The organism is Streptomyces sp. NPDC029296 (assembly GCF_055569255.1).
On the sequence record NZ_JBVHXT010000002.1, the window covers coordinates 223,795 to 239,471 of the forward strand.

13 protein-coding genes are annotated in these 15,677 nt (G+C 70.4%); all 13 read right to left on the reverse strand.

Annotation, left to right across the window (positions count from 1 at the left end; translation table 11 throughout):
- Positions 1–47: 47 nt before the first annotated feature.
- The 13 genes from nuoN to ACZ4W9_RS02595 are packed head-to-tail and all read right to left on the reverse strand — an operon-like array spanning position 48 to position 15,668.
- Positions 48–1,697 (reverse strand): NADH-quinone oxidoreductase subunit NuoN, encoded by a 1,650-nt coding sequence (nuoN, locus tag ACZ4W9_RS02535; protein WP_467932636.1) that lies wholly within the window; start codon positions 1,695–1,697, stop codon positions 48–50.
- Positions 1,694–3,265, reverse strand: coding sequence for an NADH-quinone oxidoreductase subunit M (locus ACZ4W9_RS02540; RefSeq protein ID WP_467932637.1), 1,572 nt, complete (start codon positions 3,263–3,265; stop codon positions 1,694–1,696). The genes nuoN and ACZ4W9_RS02540 overlap by 4 nt, the downstream gene beginning before the upstream one ends.
- Positions 3,266–3,270: 5 nt before the next feature.
- The gene (gene nuoL / locus ACZ4W9_RS02545) at positions 3,271–5,235 is read right to left on the reverse strand and encodes an NADH-quinone oxidoreductase subunit L (protein WP_467932639.1); all 1,965 of its coding nucleotides are present in this window, start codon (positions 5,233–5,235) and stop codon (positions 3,271–3,273) included.
- A gap of 15 nt (positions 5,236–5,250) precedes the next feature.
- Positions 5,251–5,550, reverse strand: a complete 300-nt coding sequence (gene nuoK, locus ACZ4W9_RS02550) for an NADH-quinone oxidoreductase subunit NuoK (protein ID WP_030778338.1) — start codon at positions 5,548–5,550, stop codon at positions 5,251–5,253.
- A complete protein-coding gene (locus ACZ4W9_RS02555; RefSeq protein WP_467932640.1) occupies positions 5,547–6,392 on the reverse strand; it encodes an NADH-quinone oxidoreductase subunit J in 846 nt (281 codons plus the stop codon). The genes nuoK and ACZ4W9_RS02555 overlap by 4 nt, the downstream gene beginning before the upstream one ends.
- Positions 6,389–7,039 carry an NADH-quinone oxidoreductase subunit NuoI gene (gene nuoI / locus ACZ4W9_RS02560; protein ID WP_467932641.1) on the reverse strand — a complete coding sequence of 217 codons (651 nt, stop codon included), beginning with the start codon at positions 7,037–7,039 and terminating at the stop codon, positions 6,389–6,391. Before nuoI ends, ACZ4W9_RS02555 begins: the two co-directional genes overlap by 4 nt.
- Complete coding sequence (gene nuoH / locus ACZ4W9_RS02565) at positions 7,032–8,396, reverse strand: NADH-quinone oxidoreductase subunit NuoH (RefSeq protein ID WP_467932643.1); 1,365 nt, start codon at positions 8,394–8,396, stop codon at positions 7,032–7,034. Before nuoH ends, nuoI begins: the two co-directional genes overlap by 8 nt.
- Positions 8,393–10,897 (reverse strand): NADH-quinone oxidoreductase subunit G, encoded by a 2,505-nt coding sequence (locus ACZ4W9_RS02570; protein WP_467932644.1) that lies wholly within the window; start codon positions 10,895–10,897, stop codon positions 8,393–8,395. Before ACZ4W9_RS02570 ends, nuoH begins: the two co-directional genes overlap by 4 nt.
- Entirely contained in the window at positions 10,894–12,240 is a 1,347-nt protein-coding gene (gene nuoF, locus ACZ4W9_RS02575; RefSeq protein ID WP_467932645.1) for an NADH-quinone oxidoreductase subunit NuoF, read from the reverse strand. The genes ACZ4W9_RS02570 and nuoF overlap by 4 nt, the downstream gene beginning before the upstream one ends.
- On the reverse strand, positions 12,240–13,022 hold the full coding sequence (nuoE, locus tag ACZ4W9_RS02580) for an NADH-quinone oxidoreductase subunit NuoE (protein ID WP_467932647.1): 783 nt from the start codon (positions 13,020–13,022) through the stop codon (positions 12,240–12,242). The genes nuoF and nuoE overlap by 1 nt, the downstream gene beginning before the upstream one ends.
- A complete protein-coding gene (locus ACZ4W9_RS02585; RefSeq protein ID WP_467932648.1) occupies positions 13,019–14,344 on the reverse strand; it encodes an NADH-quinone oxidoreductase subunit D in 1,326 nt (441 codons plus the stop codon). Before ACZ4W9_RS02585 ends, nuoE begins: the two co-directional genes overlap by 4 nt.
- Complete coding sequence (locus ACZ4W9_RS02590; protein ID WP_467932649.1) at positions 14,341–15,117, reverse strand: NADH-quinone oxidoreductase subunit C; 777 nt, start codon at positions 15,115–15,117, stop codon at positions 14,341–14,343. The genes ACZ4W9_RS02585 and ACZ4W9_RS02590 overlap by 4 nt, the downstream gene beginning before the upstream one ends.
- Positions 15,114–15,668 (reverse strand): NuoB/complex I 20 kDa subunit family protein, encoded by a 555-nt coding sequence (locus tag ACZ4W9_RS02595; RefSeq protein WP_467270171.1) that lies wholly within the window; start codon positions 15,666–15,668, stop codon positions 15,114–15,116. The genes ACZ4W9_RS02590 and ACZ4W9_RS02595 overlap by 4 nt, the downstream gene beginning before the upstream one ends.
- Positions 15,669–15,677 lie beyond the last annotated feature (9 nt).

The window sequence follows — 15,677 nt, forward strand, 5'->3', positions numbered from 1 at the left end:
CCCGGCCCCTCGGCGAGGGACCGGGCAGCGGCGTGTCGCAGGGGGGATCAGCGGACGAAGACTCCCGCCTGGCCGGCCAGGTCCAGGAAGTACTGGGGGGCGATGCCGAGGACCAGGGTCGTGGCGACGCCCATGCCGATGGCCAGCATGGTCAGGGGGGACGGGACGGCCACGGTCGGGCCCTCCGGCTTGGGCTCGCTGAAGAACATCAGGACGATCACCCGGATGTAGAAGAACGCGGCGATCGCCGAGGAGATCACACCGACCACGACCAGCGGAACCGCGCCGCCGTCCGCCGCCGCCTTGAACACGGCGAACTTCCCCGAGAACCCGGAGGTCAGCGGGATGCCGGCGAAGGCCAGCAGGAACACCGCGAACACGGCCGCGACCAGCGGCGAGCGCCGGCCGAGGCCCGCCCACTTGGACAGGTGGGTCGCCTCGCCGCCCGCGTCCCGCACCAGCGTGACCACGGCGAACGCGCCGATCGTCACGAAGGAGTAGCCCGCCAGGTAGAAGAGGACCGACGACACGCCGTCCTTCGACGTGGCGATGACACCCGCGAGGATGAATCCGGCGTGCGCGATGGACGAGTACGCCAGCAGCCGCTTGATGTCGGTCTGGGTGATGGCGACGATCGCACCGCCCAGCATGGTGACGATCGCCACCGCCCACATCACCGGCCGCCAGTCCCAGCGCAGGCCGGGCAGGACGACGTAGAGCAGCCGCAGCAGCGCGCCGAACGCGGCCACCTTCGTCGCCGCCGCCATGAACCCGGTCACCGGGGTGGGCGCGCCCTGGTAGACGTCCGGTGTCCACATGTGGAACGGCACCGCGCCCACCTTGAACAGCAGGCCCATGACCAGCAGGGCGCCGCCGATCAGCAGCAGCGCGTCGTTGCCCATCGTGCCGGCGAGGGCGGGGTCGACGTCGGTAACGGTGCCGTCGACGACCTGAGCGATCCGGGCGTACGACACCGAGCCCGCGTAGCCGTACAGCAGCGCGATGCCGAACAGGGTGAACGCCGAGGCGAACGCGCCCAGCAGGAAGTACTTGACCGCGGCCTCCTGCGACATCAGCCGCTTGCGGCGGGCCAGCGCGCACAGCAGGTACAGCGGCAGGGAGAGGACCTCCAGAGCCACGAACAGGGTCAGCAGGTCGTTGGCCGCCGGGAAGATCAGCATGCCGCCGATCGCGAAGAGGAGGAGCGGGAAGACCTCCGTGGTGGTGAACCCGGCCTTCACCGCGGCCTGCTCGCTGTCGCTGCCGGGCACGGAAGCGGCCTGCGCGGCGAAGGAGTCGACCCGGTTGCCGTGGGCCGCCGGGTCCAGACGCCGTTCGGCGAAGGTGAACAGGCCGACCAGCCCGGCCAGCAGGATGGTGCCCTGGAGGAAGAGGGCCGGGCCGTCGACGGCGATCGCGCCCATGGCCGCGATGTGCGCCTTCGTGGTGCCGAACCCGTCGGCCGCCAGGGCGACGACGGCCGCGAACGCGGCGCACAGGGCGACGACGGACACGAACACCTGCGCGTAGTAGCGGGACCGGCGCGGCACGAACGCCTCGATCAGCACCCCCACCAGCGCCGCGCCGATGACGATCAGCGTCGGCGACAATTGTCCGTACTCGATCTTCGGCGCGTCGATCTTCGTGATCGGTTCGGCCGCGGTTGTCCACAGGCTGTGGACGGCTGCTGCGCTCACTTGGCCGCCTCCACCTCGGGCTGGGGGTCCTTCTTGTGTACGTCGGACAGGGTCTGCTTGACCGCCGGGTCGACGATGTCCGTGACCGGCTTGGGATAGACGCCCAGGAAGATCAGCAGCACGATCAGCGGGGCCACGACCAGCACCTCACGGGCGCGCAGGTCGGGCATCGCCGAGACCTCGGGCTTCACCGGGCCCGTCATCGTCCGCTGGTACAGCACCAGGGTGTACAGGGCGGCGAGGACGATGCCGAAGGTGGCGATGACGCTGATCACCGGATAGCGGGCGAACGTGCCGACCAGGACCAGGAACTCGCTGACGAACGGGGCGAGACCGGGCAGCGACAGCGTGGCGAGGCCGCCGATCAGGAAGGTCCCGGCGAGCACCGGGGCGACCTTCTGCACGCCTCCGTAGTCGGCGATGAGCCGCGAGCCGCGCCGGGAGATGAGGAAGCCGGCGACGAGCATCAGCGCGGCGGTGGAGATGCCGTGGTTGACCATGTAGAGCGTGGCGCCGGACTGGCCCTGGCTGGTCATCGCGAAGACGCCCATGATGATGAAGCCGAAGTGCGAGATCGACGCGTAGGCCACCAGGCGTTTGATGTCCCGCTGTCCGACGGCGAGCAGCGCGCCGTAGATGATGCTGATGAGCGCCAGGACGAGGATCACGGGCGTCGCCCACTTGCTGGCCTCCGGGAACAGCTGGAGGCAGAAGCGGAGCATCGCGAACGTGCCCACCTTGTCGACGACCGCGGTGATGAGGACGGCGACGGGCGCGGTGGCCTCCTGCATGGCGTTGGGCAGCCAGGTGTGCAGCGGCCACAGCGGCGCCTTCACCGCGAAGGCGAAGAAGAAGCCGAGGAACAGCCAGCGTTCGGTGCTGGTCGCCATGTGCAGCGAGCCGTTCGCGCGGGCTTCGGCGATCTCGGTGAGCGAGAAGTTCCCGGCGACCACGTAGAGGCCGATCACCGCGGCCAGCATGATCAGGCCGCCGGCCAGGTTGTAGAGGAGGAACTTCACCGCCGCGTACGACCGCTGGGTGGCGGCCGCGTCCTCCCCGTGCGCGTGGGCGCGGTCCCCGAAGCCGCCGATGAGGAAGTACATCGGGATGAGCATGGCTTCGAAGAAGATGTAGAAGACGAAGACGTCGGTGGCCTCGAAGGAGATGAGCACCATCGCCTCCACCGCCAGGATCAGCGCGAAGAAGCCCTGGGTGGGCCGCCAGCGGCGGCTGCCGGTCTCCAGCGGGTCGGCGTCGTGCCAGCCGGCCAGGATGATGAACGGGATCAGCAGGGCGGTCAGCGCGATCAGCGCCACCGCGATGCCGTCGACGCCCAGCTCGTACCTGACCCCGAAGTCCCTGATCCAGGAGTGGTTCTCGGTGAGCTGGTAGCGGGCGCCGTCCGGGTCGAAGCGGACCAGGACGGTGACCGCCAGGGCGAGCGTGGCGAGCGAGACGAGCAGCGCCAGCCACTTGGCGGCGGTGCGCTGTGCGGCCGGTACGGCGGCCGTGGCGACGGCCCCGAGGGCCGGGAGCGCCGCCGTCGCTGTCAGCAGAGGAAAGGACATCGGTATCAGACCGCCCTCATCAGCAGGGTCGCGGCGACCAGGAGTGCCGCGCCGCCGAACATCGAGACCGCGTAGGAGCGGGCGAAGCCGTTCTGGAGCCGGCGCAGCCGTCCGGACAGGCCGCCGAAGCCGGCCGCCGTGCCGTTGACGACGCCGTCGACCAGGCTGTGGTCGAGGTACACCAGGGAGCGCGTCAGGTGCTCGCCGCCGCGCACCAGGACCACGTGGTTGAAGTCGTCCTGGAGCAGGTCGCGGCGGGCCGCGCGGGTGAGCAGCGAGCCGCGCGGGGCGACGGCCGGGACGGGCCTGCGCCCGTACTGCGCCCAGGCGAGGGCGACGCCGACGACCAGGCACACCATGGTCGCCCCGGTGATCACCCCGGCGCTGAGCGGCGCGTCGCCGTGGTCGTGCCCGGTGACCGGCTCCAGCCAGTGCAGGAAGCGGTCGCCGACGCTGAAGAAGGCGCCGCCGAAGACCGAGCCGACGGCGAGGACGATCATCGGGACCGTCATGGTCTTCGGGGACTCGTGCGGGTGCGGGACGGCGTGCTCGCCCCCGGTCTCGGCGGCGAGCTCCACGCTCGGCTCGGCCGGGGAGGGGGACGGGGTCTTCCGCCACCGCTCCTCCCCGAAGAAGGTCATCAGCATCACGCGCGTCATGTAGAAGGCGGTGATGGCCGCGCCCAGCAGGGCCGTGCCGCCGAGGATCCAGCCCTCGGTGCCGCCCTTGGCGAACGCCGCCTCGATGATCTTGTCCTTGGAGAAGAAGCCGGACAGGCCCGGGAATCCGATGATGGCGAGGTAGCCGAGGCCGAAGGTGACGAACGTGACCGGCATGTACCTGCGCAGCCCGCCGTAGCGGCGCATGTCGACCTCGTCGTTCATGCCGTGCATCACGGAACCGGCGCCGAGGAACAGCCCGGCCTTGAAGAAGCCGTGCGTCACCAGGTGCATGATCGCGAAGACGTAGCCGATGGGGCCGAGTCCGGCGGCGAGGACCATGTAGCCGATCTGCGACATGGTCGAGCCGGCCAGCGCCTTCTTGATGTCGTCCTTGGCGCAACCGACGATCGCACCGAACAGCAGCGTGACCGCGCCGACGACGGTGACGGCCAGCTGGGCGTCGGGCGCGGCGTTGAAGATCGCGCCGGAGCGGACGATCAGGTAGACGCCCGCGGTCACCATGGTCGCCGCGTGGATGAGGGCGGAGACCGGGGTCGGGCCCTCCATGGCGTCCCCGAGCCAGGACTGCAGCGGCACCTGGGCGGACTTGCCGCAGGCGGCGAGCAGCAGCATCAGGGCGATCGCGGTGAGCTTGCCCTCGGAGGCGTCGCCGACCGGACCGGGCTCCCCGTGGGTGCCGAGGACCGGGCCGAAGGCGAAGCCGCCGAAGGTCGTGAACATCAGCATGATCGCGATCGACAGGCCCATGTCGCCGACGCGGTTGACCAGGAACGCCTTCTTCGCGGCCGTGGCGGCGCTGGGTTTGTGCTGCCAGAAGCCGATCAGCAGGTACGAGGCGAGGCCGACGCCCTCCCAGCCGACGTACAGCAGCAGGTAGTTGTCGGCGAGGACGAGCAGCAGCATCGCCGCGAGGAACAGGTTCAGGTAGCCGAAGAAGCGGCGGCGGCGCTCGTCGTGCGCCATGTACCCGACCGAGTACAGGTGGATCAGCGAGCCGACGCCCGTGATGAGCAGGACGAACGTCATCGACAGCTGGTCCAGGCGGAAGGTGACGTCCGCCTGGAAGCCGGCCACCGGAATCCAGCTGAACAGGTGCTGGGTCAGGGTGCGGTGGTCGGCGCCCTTGCCGAGCAGGCCGGTGAAGAGGACAAGCCCGAGGGCGAAGGAGACGAACGACAGCAGGACGCCGATCCAGTGGCCGCCGCGGTCCAGGCGCCGGCCGCCGACCAGGAGGACGGCCGCTCCGAGCAGGGGTGCCGCGATGAGCGGCGCGATCAGGTTCTCCACGATTCTTCCGACCCCTTACAGCTTCATCAGGCTGGCGTCGTCGACCGAGGCCGAGTGGCGGGTGCGGAACAGCGACACGATGATCGCGAGACCCACCACGACCTCCGCGGCGGCGACGACCATCGTGAAGAAGGCGATGATCTGGCCGTCGAGGTTGCCGTGCATCCGGGAGAAGGCGACGAACGCGAGGTTGCAGGCGTTCAGCATCAGCTCGACGCACATGAAGACCACGATGGCGTTGCGCCGGATGAGGACGCCGGTCGCGCCGATCGTGAACAGCAGGGCGGCGAGGTAGAGGTAGTTGACCGGGTTCACTTCGACGCCTCCTCGGGCCGCTTGAACGTCTCCGGCTTGGTCGCCCTGCGCTCCAGGCGTTCCTCCGCGCGCTGTTCCAGCGCCCGCAGGTCGCCCAGCGCCTCGGCCGACACGTCCCGGATCTGGCCGCGGGCGCGCAGCGTCTTGCTGACGGTCAGCTCGGAGGGGGTGCCGTCGGGCAGCAGGCCCGCGATGTCGACCGCGTTGTGCCGGGCGTAGACGCCGGGGGCGGGCAGCGGCGGGATGTACGTGCCCTCGCGGATGCGCTGTTCGGACAGCTCGCGCTGGGTCCTGGCGCGTTCCGCGCGCTCGCGGTGGGTGAGCACCATGGCGCCGACGGCGGCCGTGATGAGCAGCGCGCCGGTGATCTCGAAGGCGAAGACGTACTTGGTGAAGATGAGGGACGCGAGGCCCTCGACGTTGCCGTTGGCGTTGGCCCGGCCGGTGCCGCTGAACTCCTTCAGGGAGGCGTTGCCGATGCCGGCGAGCAGCAGGACGCCGAAGCCGATCCCGCACAGCAGGGCCAGCCAGCGCTGGCCCTTGATGGTCTCCTTCAGGGAGTCCGCGGCCGTGACGCCGACGAGCATCACCACGAACAGGAACAGCATCATGATCGCGCCGGTGTAGACGACGATCTGCACGATGCCGAGGAAGTAGGCGCCGTTGGCGAGGTAGAACACCGCCAGGACGATCATGGTGCCGGCGAGGCAGAGCGCGCTGTGCACGGCCCTCCTCATGAAGACGGTGCACAGGGCGCCGATCACCGCGACGGTGCCGAGGACCCAGAACTGGAAGGCCTCACCGGTGGAGGTGGTGTAGGCGGCGAGGTGCTGCGCGCTCATCGGCCGATCACCTCCTGCGAGGCGGGCTCGTCCTCGCCGAAGGTGTCGGCGGCCTCCTGCGGGGCCTCCCCCTTGGAGACGGCGGTCTGCCGGACGGTGCCGGGCGCGGCCTGGGTGACCAGGCCGCGGTAGTAGTCCTGTTCGTCGGTCCCCGGGAAGATGGCGTGCGGGGTGTCGACCATGCCCTCGTCGAGGCCGGCGAGCAGCTGCTCCTTGGTGTAGATGAGGTTGGCGCGGCTGGAGTCGGCCAGTTCGAACTCGTTGGTCATCGTCAGCGCGCGCGTGGGGCACGCCTCGATGCACAGCCCGCACAGGATGCAGCGGGCGTAGTTGATCTGGTAGACGCGGCCGTAGCGCTCGCCCGGCGAGTAGCGCTCCTCGTCGGTGTTGTCGGCGCCCTCCACGTAGATGGCGTCGGCGGGACAGGCCCAGGCGCACAGCTCGCAGCCGACGCACTTCTCCAGGCCGTCCGGATGGCGGTTGAGCTGGTGCCGTCCGTGGAACCGCGGAGCCGTGGTCTTCTTCTGCTCCGGGTACTGCTCGGTCAGCCGCTTCTTGAACATGGCCTTGAAGGTCACGCCGAAGCCGGCCACGGGGTTCTGGAAGCCGGGCCTGATCTGCCCGGGCTCCTGAGGCTCCTCAGCCATCGGACGCCTCCTTTCCATCCGAAGTTCCGTCACTGGCGGTGTCCGGTCCGCCACTGGCGATCAGCTCCCGCTCACGGCGCGGGCGGCGCCTGGGCACGGGTGGCACCTGCTGTCCGGGCAGCGGCGGGACGGGGAATCCGCCCGCCATGGGGTCGAAGACCGGCTCCGGGGCGGCGGGCTGCCCGGCGGTCCTGTTCTTCTCGCGGAACATGTCGGCGACGAAGGAGACGAGCAGCAGGGCGAGGACGCCACCGCCGACGTAGAGGGCGATGTCGGCGAAGTCGTAGTTCTCGTTGCGCAGCGCGCGGACGGTCGCCACGAGCATCAGCCAGGTCACGGAGACCGGGATGAGGACCTTCCAGCCGAGCTTCATCAGCTGGTCGTAGCGCACGCGCGGGAGCGTGCCGCGCAGCCAGATGAAGAAGAACAGCAGCAGCTGCACCTTGACGACGAACCAAAGGAGCGGCCACCAGCCGTGGTTGGCGCCCTCCCAGAAGGTGCTGATCGGCCAGGGCGCACGCCAGCCGCCGAGGAAGAGGGTGGCGGAGACGGCCGAGACCGTCACCATGTTGACGTACTCGGCGAGCATAAACATCGCGAACTTGATCGACGAGTACTCGGTGTTGAAGCCGCCGACCAGGTCGCCCTCGGACTCCGGCATGTCGAAGGGGGCGCGGTTGGTCTCGCCGACCATCGTGACGATGTACAGGATGAAGGAGACCGGCAGCAGCAGGATGTACCAGCGGTCGCCCTGCGCCTCCACGATCCTGGACGTCGACATCGACCCGGAGTAGAGGAACACGGAGGCGAACGCCGCGCCCATGGCGATCTCGTAGGAGATCATCTGCGCGCAGGAGCGCAGGCCGCCGAGGAGCGGGTAGGTGGAGCCGGAGCTCCAGCCGGCGAGCACGATGCCGTAGATGCCGACCGAGGCGACCGCGAGGATGTAGAGCATCGCGATCGGCAGGTCGGTGAGCTGCATCGTGGTGCGGTGGCCGAAGATCGAGATCTCGTTGCCGGCCGGTCCGAAGGGGATCACCGCGATCGCCATGAAGGCGGGGACGGCGGCGACGATCGGTGCGAGGACGTAGATCACCTTGTCCGCGCGTTTGACGACGAGGTCCTCCTTGAGCATCAGCTTGATGCCGTCGGCGAGCGACTGGAGCATGCCCCAGGGGCCGTGCCGGTTCGGGCCGATGCGCAGCTGCATCCAGGCGACGACCTTGCGCTCCCACACGATGGAGAACAGCACGGTCACCATCAGGAACGCGAAGCAGAAGACGGCCTTGACGACGACCAGCCACCAGGGGTCGCGGCCGAACATCGAGAGGTCTTCCGCGGCGAGGTAGGCGTTCACGCCTCCACCTCCTTGGGGGCCGCCTCGGCGGGGGCCGCCGGGCCGATGCGGACGAGGGAGCCGAGCCGGGCCCCGGTGTCGGAGGCGACGCCGCCGCCGGTGGAGTTCAGCGGGAGCCAGACCACCCGGTCGGGCATCTCGGTGATCTCGAGGGGCAGTTCGACCGTGCCGGCGGGGCCGGTGACGGCCAGGGTGCCGCCGTCCTCGACGCCCGCCTCGGCGGCCGTGGCCGCGGACAGGCGCGCGTGCGCGGCGTGCCGGGTTCCGGCGAGCGCCTCGTCGCCCTCCTGGAGGACGCCCCGGTCGAGCAGGAGCCGGTGCCCGGCCAGGACGGCCTCGCCGGCCGCCGGGCGGGGCAGGGCGCCCGCGGACTCCATGGGGGCGAGGGCGCGCGGGCCGTCCCAGGGGCCGAGCCGGTCGATCTCCGCGCGGGTGGTGCGCAGGTCCGGCAGGCCCAGGTGGGTGTCCATGGCGTCGGCGAGCATGTGCAGCACGCGGGCGTCGGCCGGGGCGAGCCGGCGGGTCATCTGGTCGGGCTTGAGCGCGGCCTCGAAGAAGCGCACCCGGCCTTCCCAGTTGAGGAAGGAGCCGGCCTTCTCGGCGACCGCGGCGACCGGCAGGACGACGTCGGCGTGCGCGGTGACCTCGCTGGGCCGCAGTTCCAGCGACACCAGGAAGCCGACGCTCTCCAGTGCCGCACGCGCGCGGGCCGGGTCGGGCAGGTCGGCGACCTCCACCCCGGCGACCAGCAGCGCGGACAGTTCGCCGGCCGCGGCGGCCTCGACGATCTGGTGGGTGTCGCGGCCGTGGCCCGCGGGGAGTTCGGCGAGCCCCCAGACGGCGGCGACCTCCTCCCGTGCGCGCGGGTCGGTCGCGGGGCGTCCGCCCGGCAGCAGGGAGGGCAGCGCGCCGGCCTCGACGGCGCCGCGCTCACCGGCCCGGCGGGGGATCCACACCAGCTCGGCGCCGGTCGCGGCGGCGGCGCGCACGGCGGCGGTCAGGCCGCCCGGGACCGCGGCCAGCCGCTCCCCCACGACGATGACGGCGCCGTCGGCGCGCAGGGCCTCGGCGGCACGGGTGCCCGGCTCCTCCAGGCCGACGCCGCTCGCGAGGGCGTCCAGCCACTCGGTCTCGGTGCCGGGGGCGGCCGGCAGCAGCGTGCCGCCGGTCTTCTCCAGCCCGCGGGTGGCGTGCGTGGCCAGCGCGAACACCCGCTGCTTGTGCTTGCGCCAGGCCTTGCGCAGCCGCAGGAAGACGCCGGGTGCCTCCTCCTCCGACTCGAAGCCGACCAGCAGCACGGCGGGCGCCTTCTCCAGGGAGGTGTACGTGACGCCCGTACCGTCCAGGTCGCGGCCCCGGCCGGCGACCCGGGCGGCGAGGAAGTCGGCCTCCTCGCCGCTGTGCACGCGGGCGCGGAAGTCGATGTCGTTGGTGCCGAGTGCCACGCGGGCGAACTTGCTGTAGGCGTAGGCGTCCTCGACGGTCAGCCGGCCGCCGAGGAGGACACCGGCCCGGGAACGCGCGGAAAGAAGGCCCTCGGCCGCCGCCCGGAGCGCCTCCGGCCAGGAGGCGGGCTCCAGCACACCGTCGGCGTTGCGCACCAGCGGGGTCTCGAGGCGGTCGCGCTGCTGCGCGTAGCGGAACGCGAAGCGTCCCTTGTCGCAGATCCACTCCTCGTTGACCTCGGGGTCGCCCGCGGCGAGCCGCCGCATGACCTTGCCGCGCCGGTGGTCGGTGCGGGTGGCGCAGCCGCCGGAGCAGTGCTCGCACACCGACGGGGAGGAGACGAGGTCGAAGGGGCGGGAGCGGAAGCGGTAGGCGGCCGAGGTGAGCGCGCCGACCGGGCAGATCTGGATGGTGTTGCCGGAGAAGTACGACTCGAACGGGTCGCCCTCGCCGGTGCCGACCTGCTGGAGCGCGCCCCGCTCGATCAGCTCGATCATGGGGTCGCCCGCGATCTGGGTGGAGAAGCGGGTGCAGCGGGCGCACAGCACGCACCGCTCGCGGTCGAGCAGCACCTGTGTGGAGATCGCGACGGGCTTCTCGTAGGTCCGCTTGCGGCCCTCGAAGCGGGACTCGGCCCGGCCGTGCGAGACGGCCTGGTTCTGGAGCGGGCACTCGCCGCCCTTGTCGCAGACCGGGCAGTCCAGCGGGTGGTTGATGAGCAGCAGCTCCATCACGCCGTGCTGGGCCTTCTCGGCGACCGGGGAGGTGAGGTGGGTCTTGACGACCATGCCGTCGGTGCAGGTGATCGTGCAGGACGCCATCGGCTTGCGCTGGCCCTCGACCTCGACGATGCACTGGCGGCAGGCGCCGGCCGGGTCCAGCAGGGGGTGGTCGCAGAAGCGGGGGATCTCGATGCCGAGCTGTTCGGCGGCGCGGATCACCAAGGTGCCCTTGGGCACGCTGATCTCGATGCCGTCGATGGTCAGCGTGACGAGGTCTTCCGGCGGGACCGCCGCCTCGCCCCCGCCGGCGGGGGCGCTCGTGGTCACGGTCATGCGTTCACCTCCGGGCGGTCCGCCCAGGCCGTGGACTTGGCCGGGTCGAAGGGGCAGCCCCGGCCCGTGATGTGCTGTTCGTACTCCTCGCGGAAGTACTTCAGCGAGGAGAAGATCGGGGACGCGGCGCCGTCGCCGAGGGCGCAGAAGGACTTGCCGTTGATGTTGTCGGCGATGTCGGCGAGCTTGTCGAGGTCGGACATGACGCCCTTGCCGGCCTCGATGTCCCGCAGCAGCTGCACCAGCCAGTACGTCCCCTCGCGGCAGGGGGTGCACTTGCCGCAGGACTCGTGGGCGTAGAACTCGGTCCAGCGGGTCACGGCCCGCACCACGCAGGTCGTCTCGTCGAAGCACTGCAGCGCCTTGGTGCCGAGCATGGAGCCGGCGGCGCCGACGCCCTCGTAGTCGAGGGGGACGTCGAGGTGTTCGTCGGTGAACATCGGCGTGGAGGAGCCGCCCGGCGTCCAGAACTTCAGCCGGTGGCCGGGCCGCATGCCGCCGCTCATGTCGAGGAGCTGGCGCAGGGTGATGCCGAGCGGGGCCTCGTACTGTCCGGGGCTCGCGACGTGGCCGCTGAGCGAGTAGAGCGTGAAGCCCGGGGACTTCTCGCTGCCCATCGACCTGAACCAGTCCTTGCCGTTTTTCAGGATCGCGGGAACCGACGCGATCGACTCGACGTTGTTCACCACGGTGGGACAGGCGTAGAGGCCTTCCACGGCGGGGAAGGGGGGACGCAGTCGCGGTTGACCACGGCGGCCTTCGAGCGAGTCGAGCAGCGCGGTCTCCTCACCGCAGATGTACGCGCCGGCGCCGGCGTGCACGGTGAGCTTCACGTCGAGCCCGCTGCCCAGGATGTCCTCGCCGAGGTAGCCCGCCGCGTAGGCCTCGCGCACGGCCTCGTGCAGCCGCCGCAGTACGGGGACGACCTCACCCCGCAGATAGACGAAGGCATGCGACGACCTGATGGCGTAGCACGCGATCACGATGCCCTCGATGAGGCTGTGCGGGTTCGCGAAGAGGAGCGGGATGTCCTTGCACGTCCCGGGCTCCGACTCGTCGGCGTTGACCACGAGGTAGTGCGGTTTTCCATCGCCCTGCGGGATGAACTGCCACTTCATCCCGGTCGGGAAGCCCGCGCCGCCGCGGCCGCGCAGCCCGGATTCCTTGACGTAGGCGATCAGGTCGTCCGGCGGCATGGCGAGGGCCTTGCGGAGTCCCTCGTACCCTCCGTGCCCGCGGTAGACGTCCAGGGACCAGGAGCGGTCCTCGTCCCAGAAGGCCGACAGCACGGGTGCGAGCAGCTTCTCCGGGCTCGGGTCCTTGACCTCGGATACCACGGTCATCACTCCCCCTCCTCTTCTGCCTGGCCCGCCGGCGGGGCGTCCGGGGACTGCTGGACGCGGGGGTGGACCACGCGCGCGGGTGCGTCCTCCCCCTTGGCCAGGCGGAGGCCCACCAGCGACGCCGGTCCCGCGCTGCCGCCCTCCTCGACGGCCCCGGGGCGTTCGTCGGGGAAGCCGGCCAGGATCCGCGCGGTCTCCTTGAAGGTGCACAGGCGTGCCCCGCGCGTGGGCTGCACGGAACGCCCGGACCGCAGGTCGTCGACGAGGCGCTTGGCGCTCGCCGGGGTCTGGTTGTCGAAGAACTCCCAGTTGACCATCACGACCGGCGCGTAGTCGCAGGCCGCGTTGCACTCGATGTGCTCCAGGGTGACCAGGCCGTCGTCGGTGGTCTCGCCGTTGCCGACGCCCAGGTACTCCTGGAGGGTCTCGAAGATCGCGTCGCCGCCCATCACCGCGCACAGCGTGTTGGTGCACACGCCGATCTGGTAGTCGCCGGAGGGCCTGCGCCGGTACATGGAGTAGAAGGTGGCGACCGCGGTGACCTCGGCCGTGGTCAGGCCCAGCACGTCCGCGCAGAACCGCATTCCGGTGCGGGTGACGTGGCCCTCCTCGGACTGCACGAGGTGGAGCAGCGGCAGCAGGGCGGAGCGGGAGTCGGGGTAGCGCGCGATCACGTCGCGGGCGTCCGCCTCCAGCCGGGCCCGGACGTCGTCCGGGTAGGCCGGTGCGGGCAGTTCGGGCATGCCCAGGCTGATGCCCCGCTCCGAAGAAGAGGTGGTCACCGGTCGACGCCTCCCATCACGGGGTCGATGGACGCGACGGCGACGATGACGTCGGCGACCTGGCCGCCCTCGCACATCGCCGCCATGGCCTGAAGGTTGGTGAAGGACGGGTCGCGGAAGTGGACCCGGTAGGGGCGGGTGCCGCCGTCGGAGACGGCGTGCACCCCGAGTTCGCCCTTGGGCGACTCGACGGCCGCGTACGCCTGCCCCGGCGGGACCCGGAAGCCCTCGGTGACCAGCTTGAAGTGGTGGATCAGGGCCTCCATGGAGGTGCCCATGATCTTCTTGATGTGGTCGAGGGAGTTGCCGAGGCCGTCGGGTCCCAGGGCGAGCTGGGCGGGCCAGGCGATCTTCTTGTCGGCGACCATGACCGGGCCGGGCTGGAGCCGGTCCAGGCACTGCTCGATGATCCTGAGCGACTGGCGCATCTCCTCCAGGCGGATGAGGAAGCGGCCGTAGGCGTCGCAGGAGTCGGCGGTCGGGACGTCGAAGTCGTAGTTCTCGTAGCCGCAGTACGGCTGGGTCTTGCGCAGGTCGTGCGGGAGGCCGGTGGAGCGCAGGATCGGGCCGGTGGCGCCGAGGGCCATGCAGCCGGCCAGGTCGAGGTAGCCGATGTCCTGCATGCGGGCCTTGAAGATGGGGTTCCCGGTGGCGAGTTTGTCGTACTCCGGGAGGTTCTTCTTCATCTTCTTCACGAACTCGCGGATCTGGTCCACCGCGCCGGGCGGCAGGTCCTGGGCGAGTCCGCCGGGCCGGATGTACGCGTGGTTCATGCGCAGGCCGGTGATCAGCTCGTAGATGTCGAGGATCAGTTCACGGTCGCGGAACCCGTAGATCATGATCGTGGTGGCGCCCAGTTCCATGCCGCCGGTGGCGATGCACACCAGGTGGGAGGACATCCGGTTCAGCTCCATCAGGAGCACTCGGATGATCTCGGCGCGCTCGGTGATCTGGTCCTCGATGCCGAGGAGTTTCTCAACGGCGAGACAGTAGGCGGTCTCGTTGAAGAAGGACGTCAGGTAGTCCATGCGCGTGACGAAGGTGGTGCCCTGCGTCCACGTGCGGTATTCGAGGTTCTTCTCGATGCCGGTGTGGAGGTAGCCGATGCCGCAGCGGGCCTCGGTGACCGTCTCGCCCTCGATCTCCAGGATGAGGCGGAGCACTCCGTGGGTGGACGGGTGCTGGGGTCCCATGTTGACGACGATGCGTTCGTCGTCGGCGCGGGCCGCGGACTGGACGACCTCGTCCCAGTCGCCACCGGTGACCGTGTAGACGGTGCCCTCGGTGGTTTCCCGGGCGGCTGCTGACTGGGTGCTGCTCACGAGTACGACCTCCGCTGGTCCGGAGCCGGGATCTGGGCGCCCTTGTACTCGACGGGGATGCCGCCGAGGGGGTAGTCCTTGCGCTGGGGGTGGCCCTGCCAGTCGTCCGGCATCATGATCCGCGTCAGGGCCGGGTGGCCGTCGAAGACGATCCCGAAGAAGTCGTAGGTCTCGCGCTCGTGCCAGTCGTTGGTCGGGTAGACGGAGACCAGGGACGGGATGCGCGGGTCGCTGTCGGGGGCGCCGGCTTCCAGGCGGATCAGCCGGTTGTGGGTGATCGAGCGCAGGTGGTAGACGGCGTGCAGCTCGCGGCCCTTGTCGTTCGGGTAGTGGACGCCGCTGACGCCGGTGCACAGTTCGAAGCGCAGGGCCGGGTCGTCGCGCAGGACGCGGGCGACGCGGACCAGGTGCTCGCGTTCGATGTGGAAGGTCAGCTCGTCGCGGTCGACGACCGTCTTCTCGATGGCGTTCTGGGGCAGCAGTCCCTGTTCCTCCAGGGCGCCTTCGAGTTCGTCGGCGACCTCGTCGAACCAGCCGCCGTAGGGGCGGGTCGCCGGTCCCGGGAGCCGGACCGAGCGGACGAGGCCGCCGTAGCCGGAGGTGTCGCCGCCGTTGGCGGCGCCGAACATGCCGCGCTGGACGCGGATCTCCTCGCCCCCCTGGCCGCGCCGGCCGGGGAGGTTGGCGGCGGCGAGGTCCTTCTCGGGGTTCACCCCGTTCGCGGAACCGTTCGCGGCCCCGTTCACGCCGTGGGTGCCGTTCGCGTCGCTCACCGCAGCAGCCCCTTCATCTCGATCGTGGGCAGGGCCTTCAGCGCCGCTTCCTCCGCTTCCCGGGCCGCTTCCTCGGCGTTCACGCCGAGCTTCGTGGACCGGATCTTCTGGTGGAGCTTGAGGATCGCGTCCATGAGCATCTCGGGCCGCGGCGGACAGCCGGGGAGGTAGATGTCGACCGGGACGATGTGGTCGACGCCCTGGACGATCGCGTAGTTGTTGAACATGCCGCCCGAGGAGGCGCAGACGCCCATGGAGATCACCCATTTAGGGTTGGGCATCTGGTCGTAGACCTGCCGCAGGACGGGCGCCATCTTCTGGCTGACCCGGCCGGCGACGATCATCAGGTCCGCCTGGCGCGGCGAACCGCGGAAGACCTCCATGCCGAAGCGGGCCAGGTCGTAACGGCCGGCGCCGGTGGTCATCATCTCGATGGCACAGCAGGCGAGGCCGAAGGTGGCCGGGAAGACGGACGCCTTGCGCACCCAGCCCGCGGCCTGCTCGACGGTGGTGAGCAGGAAGCCGCTCGGCAGCTTTTCTTCGAGTCCCATGTCGTTAAA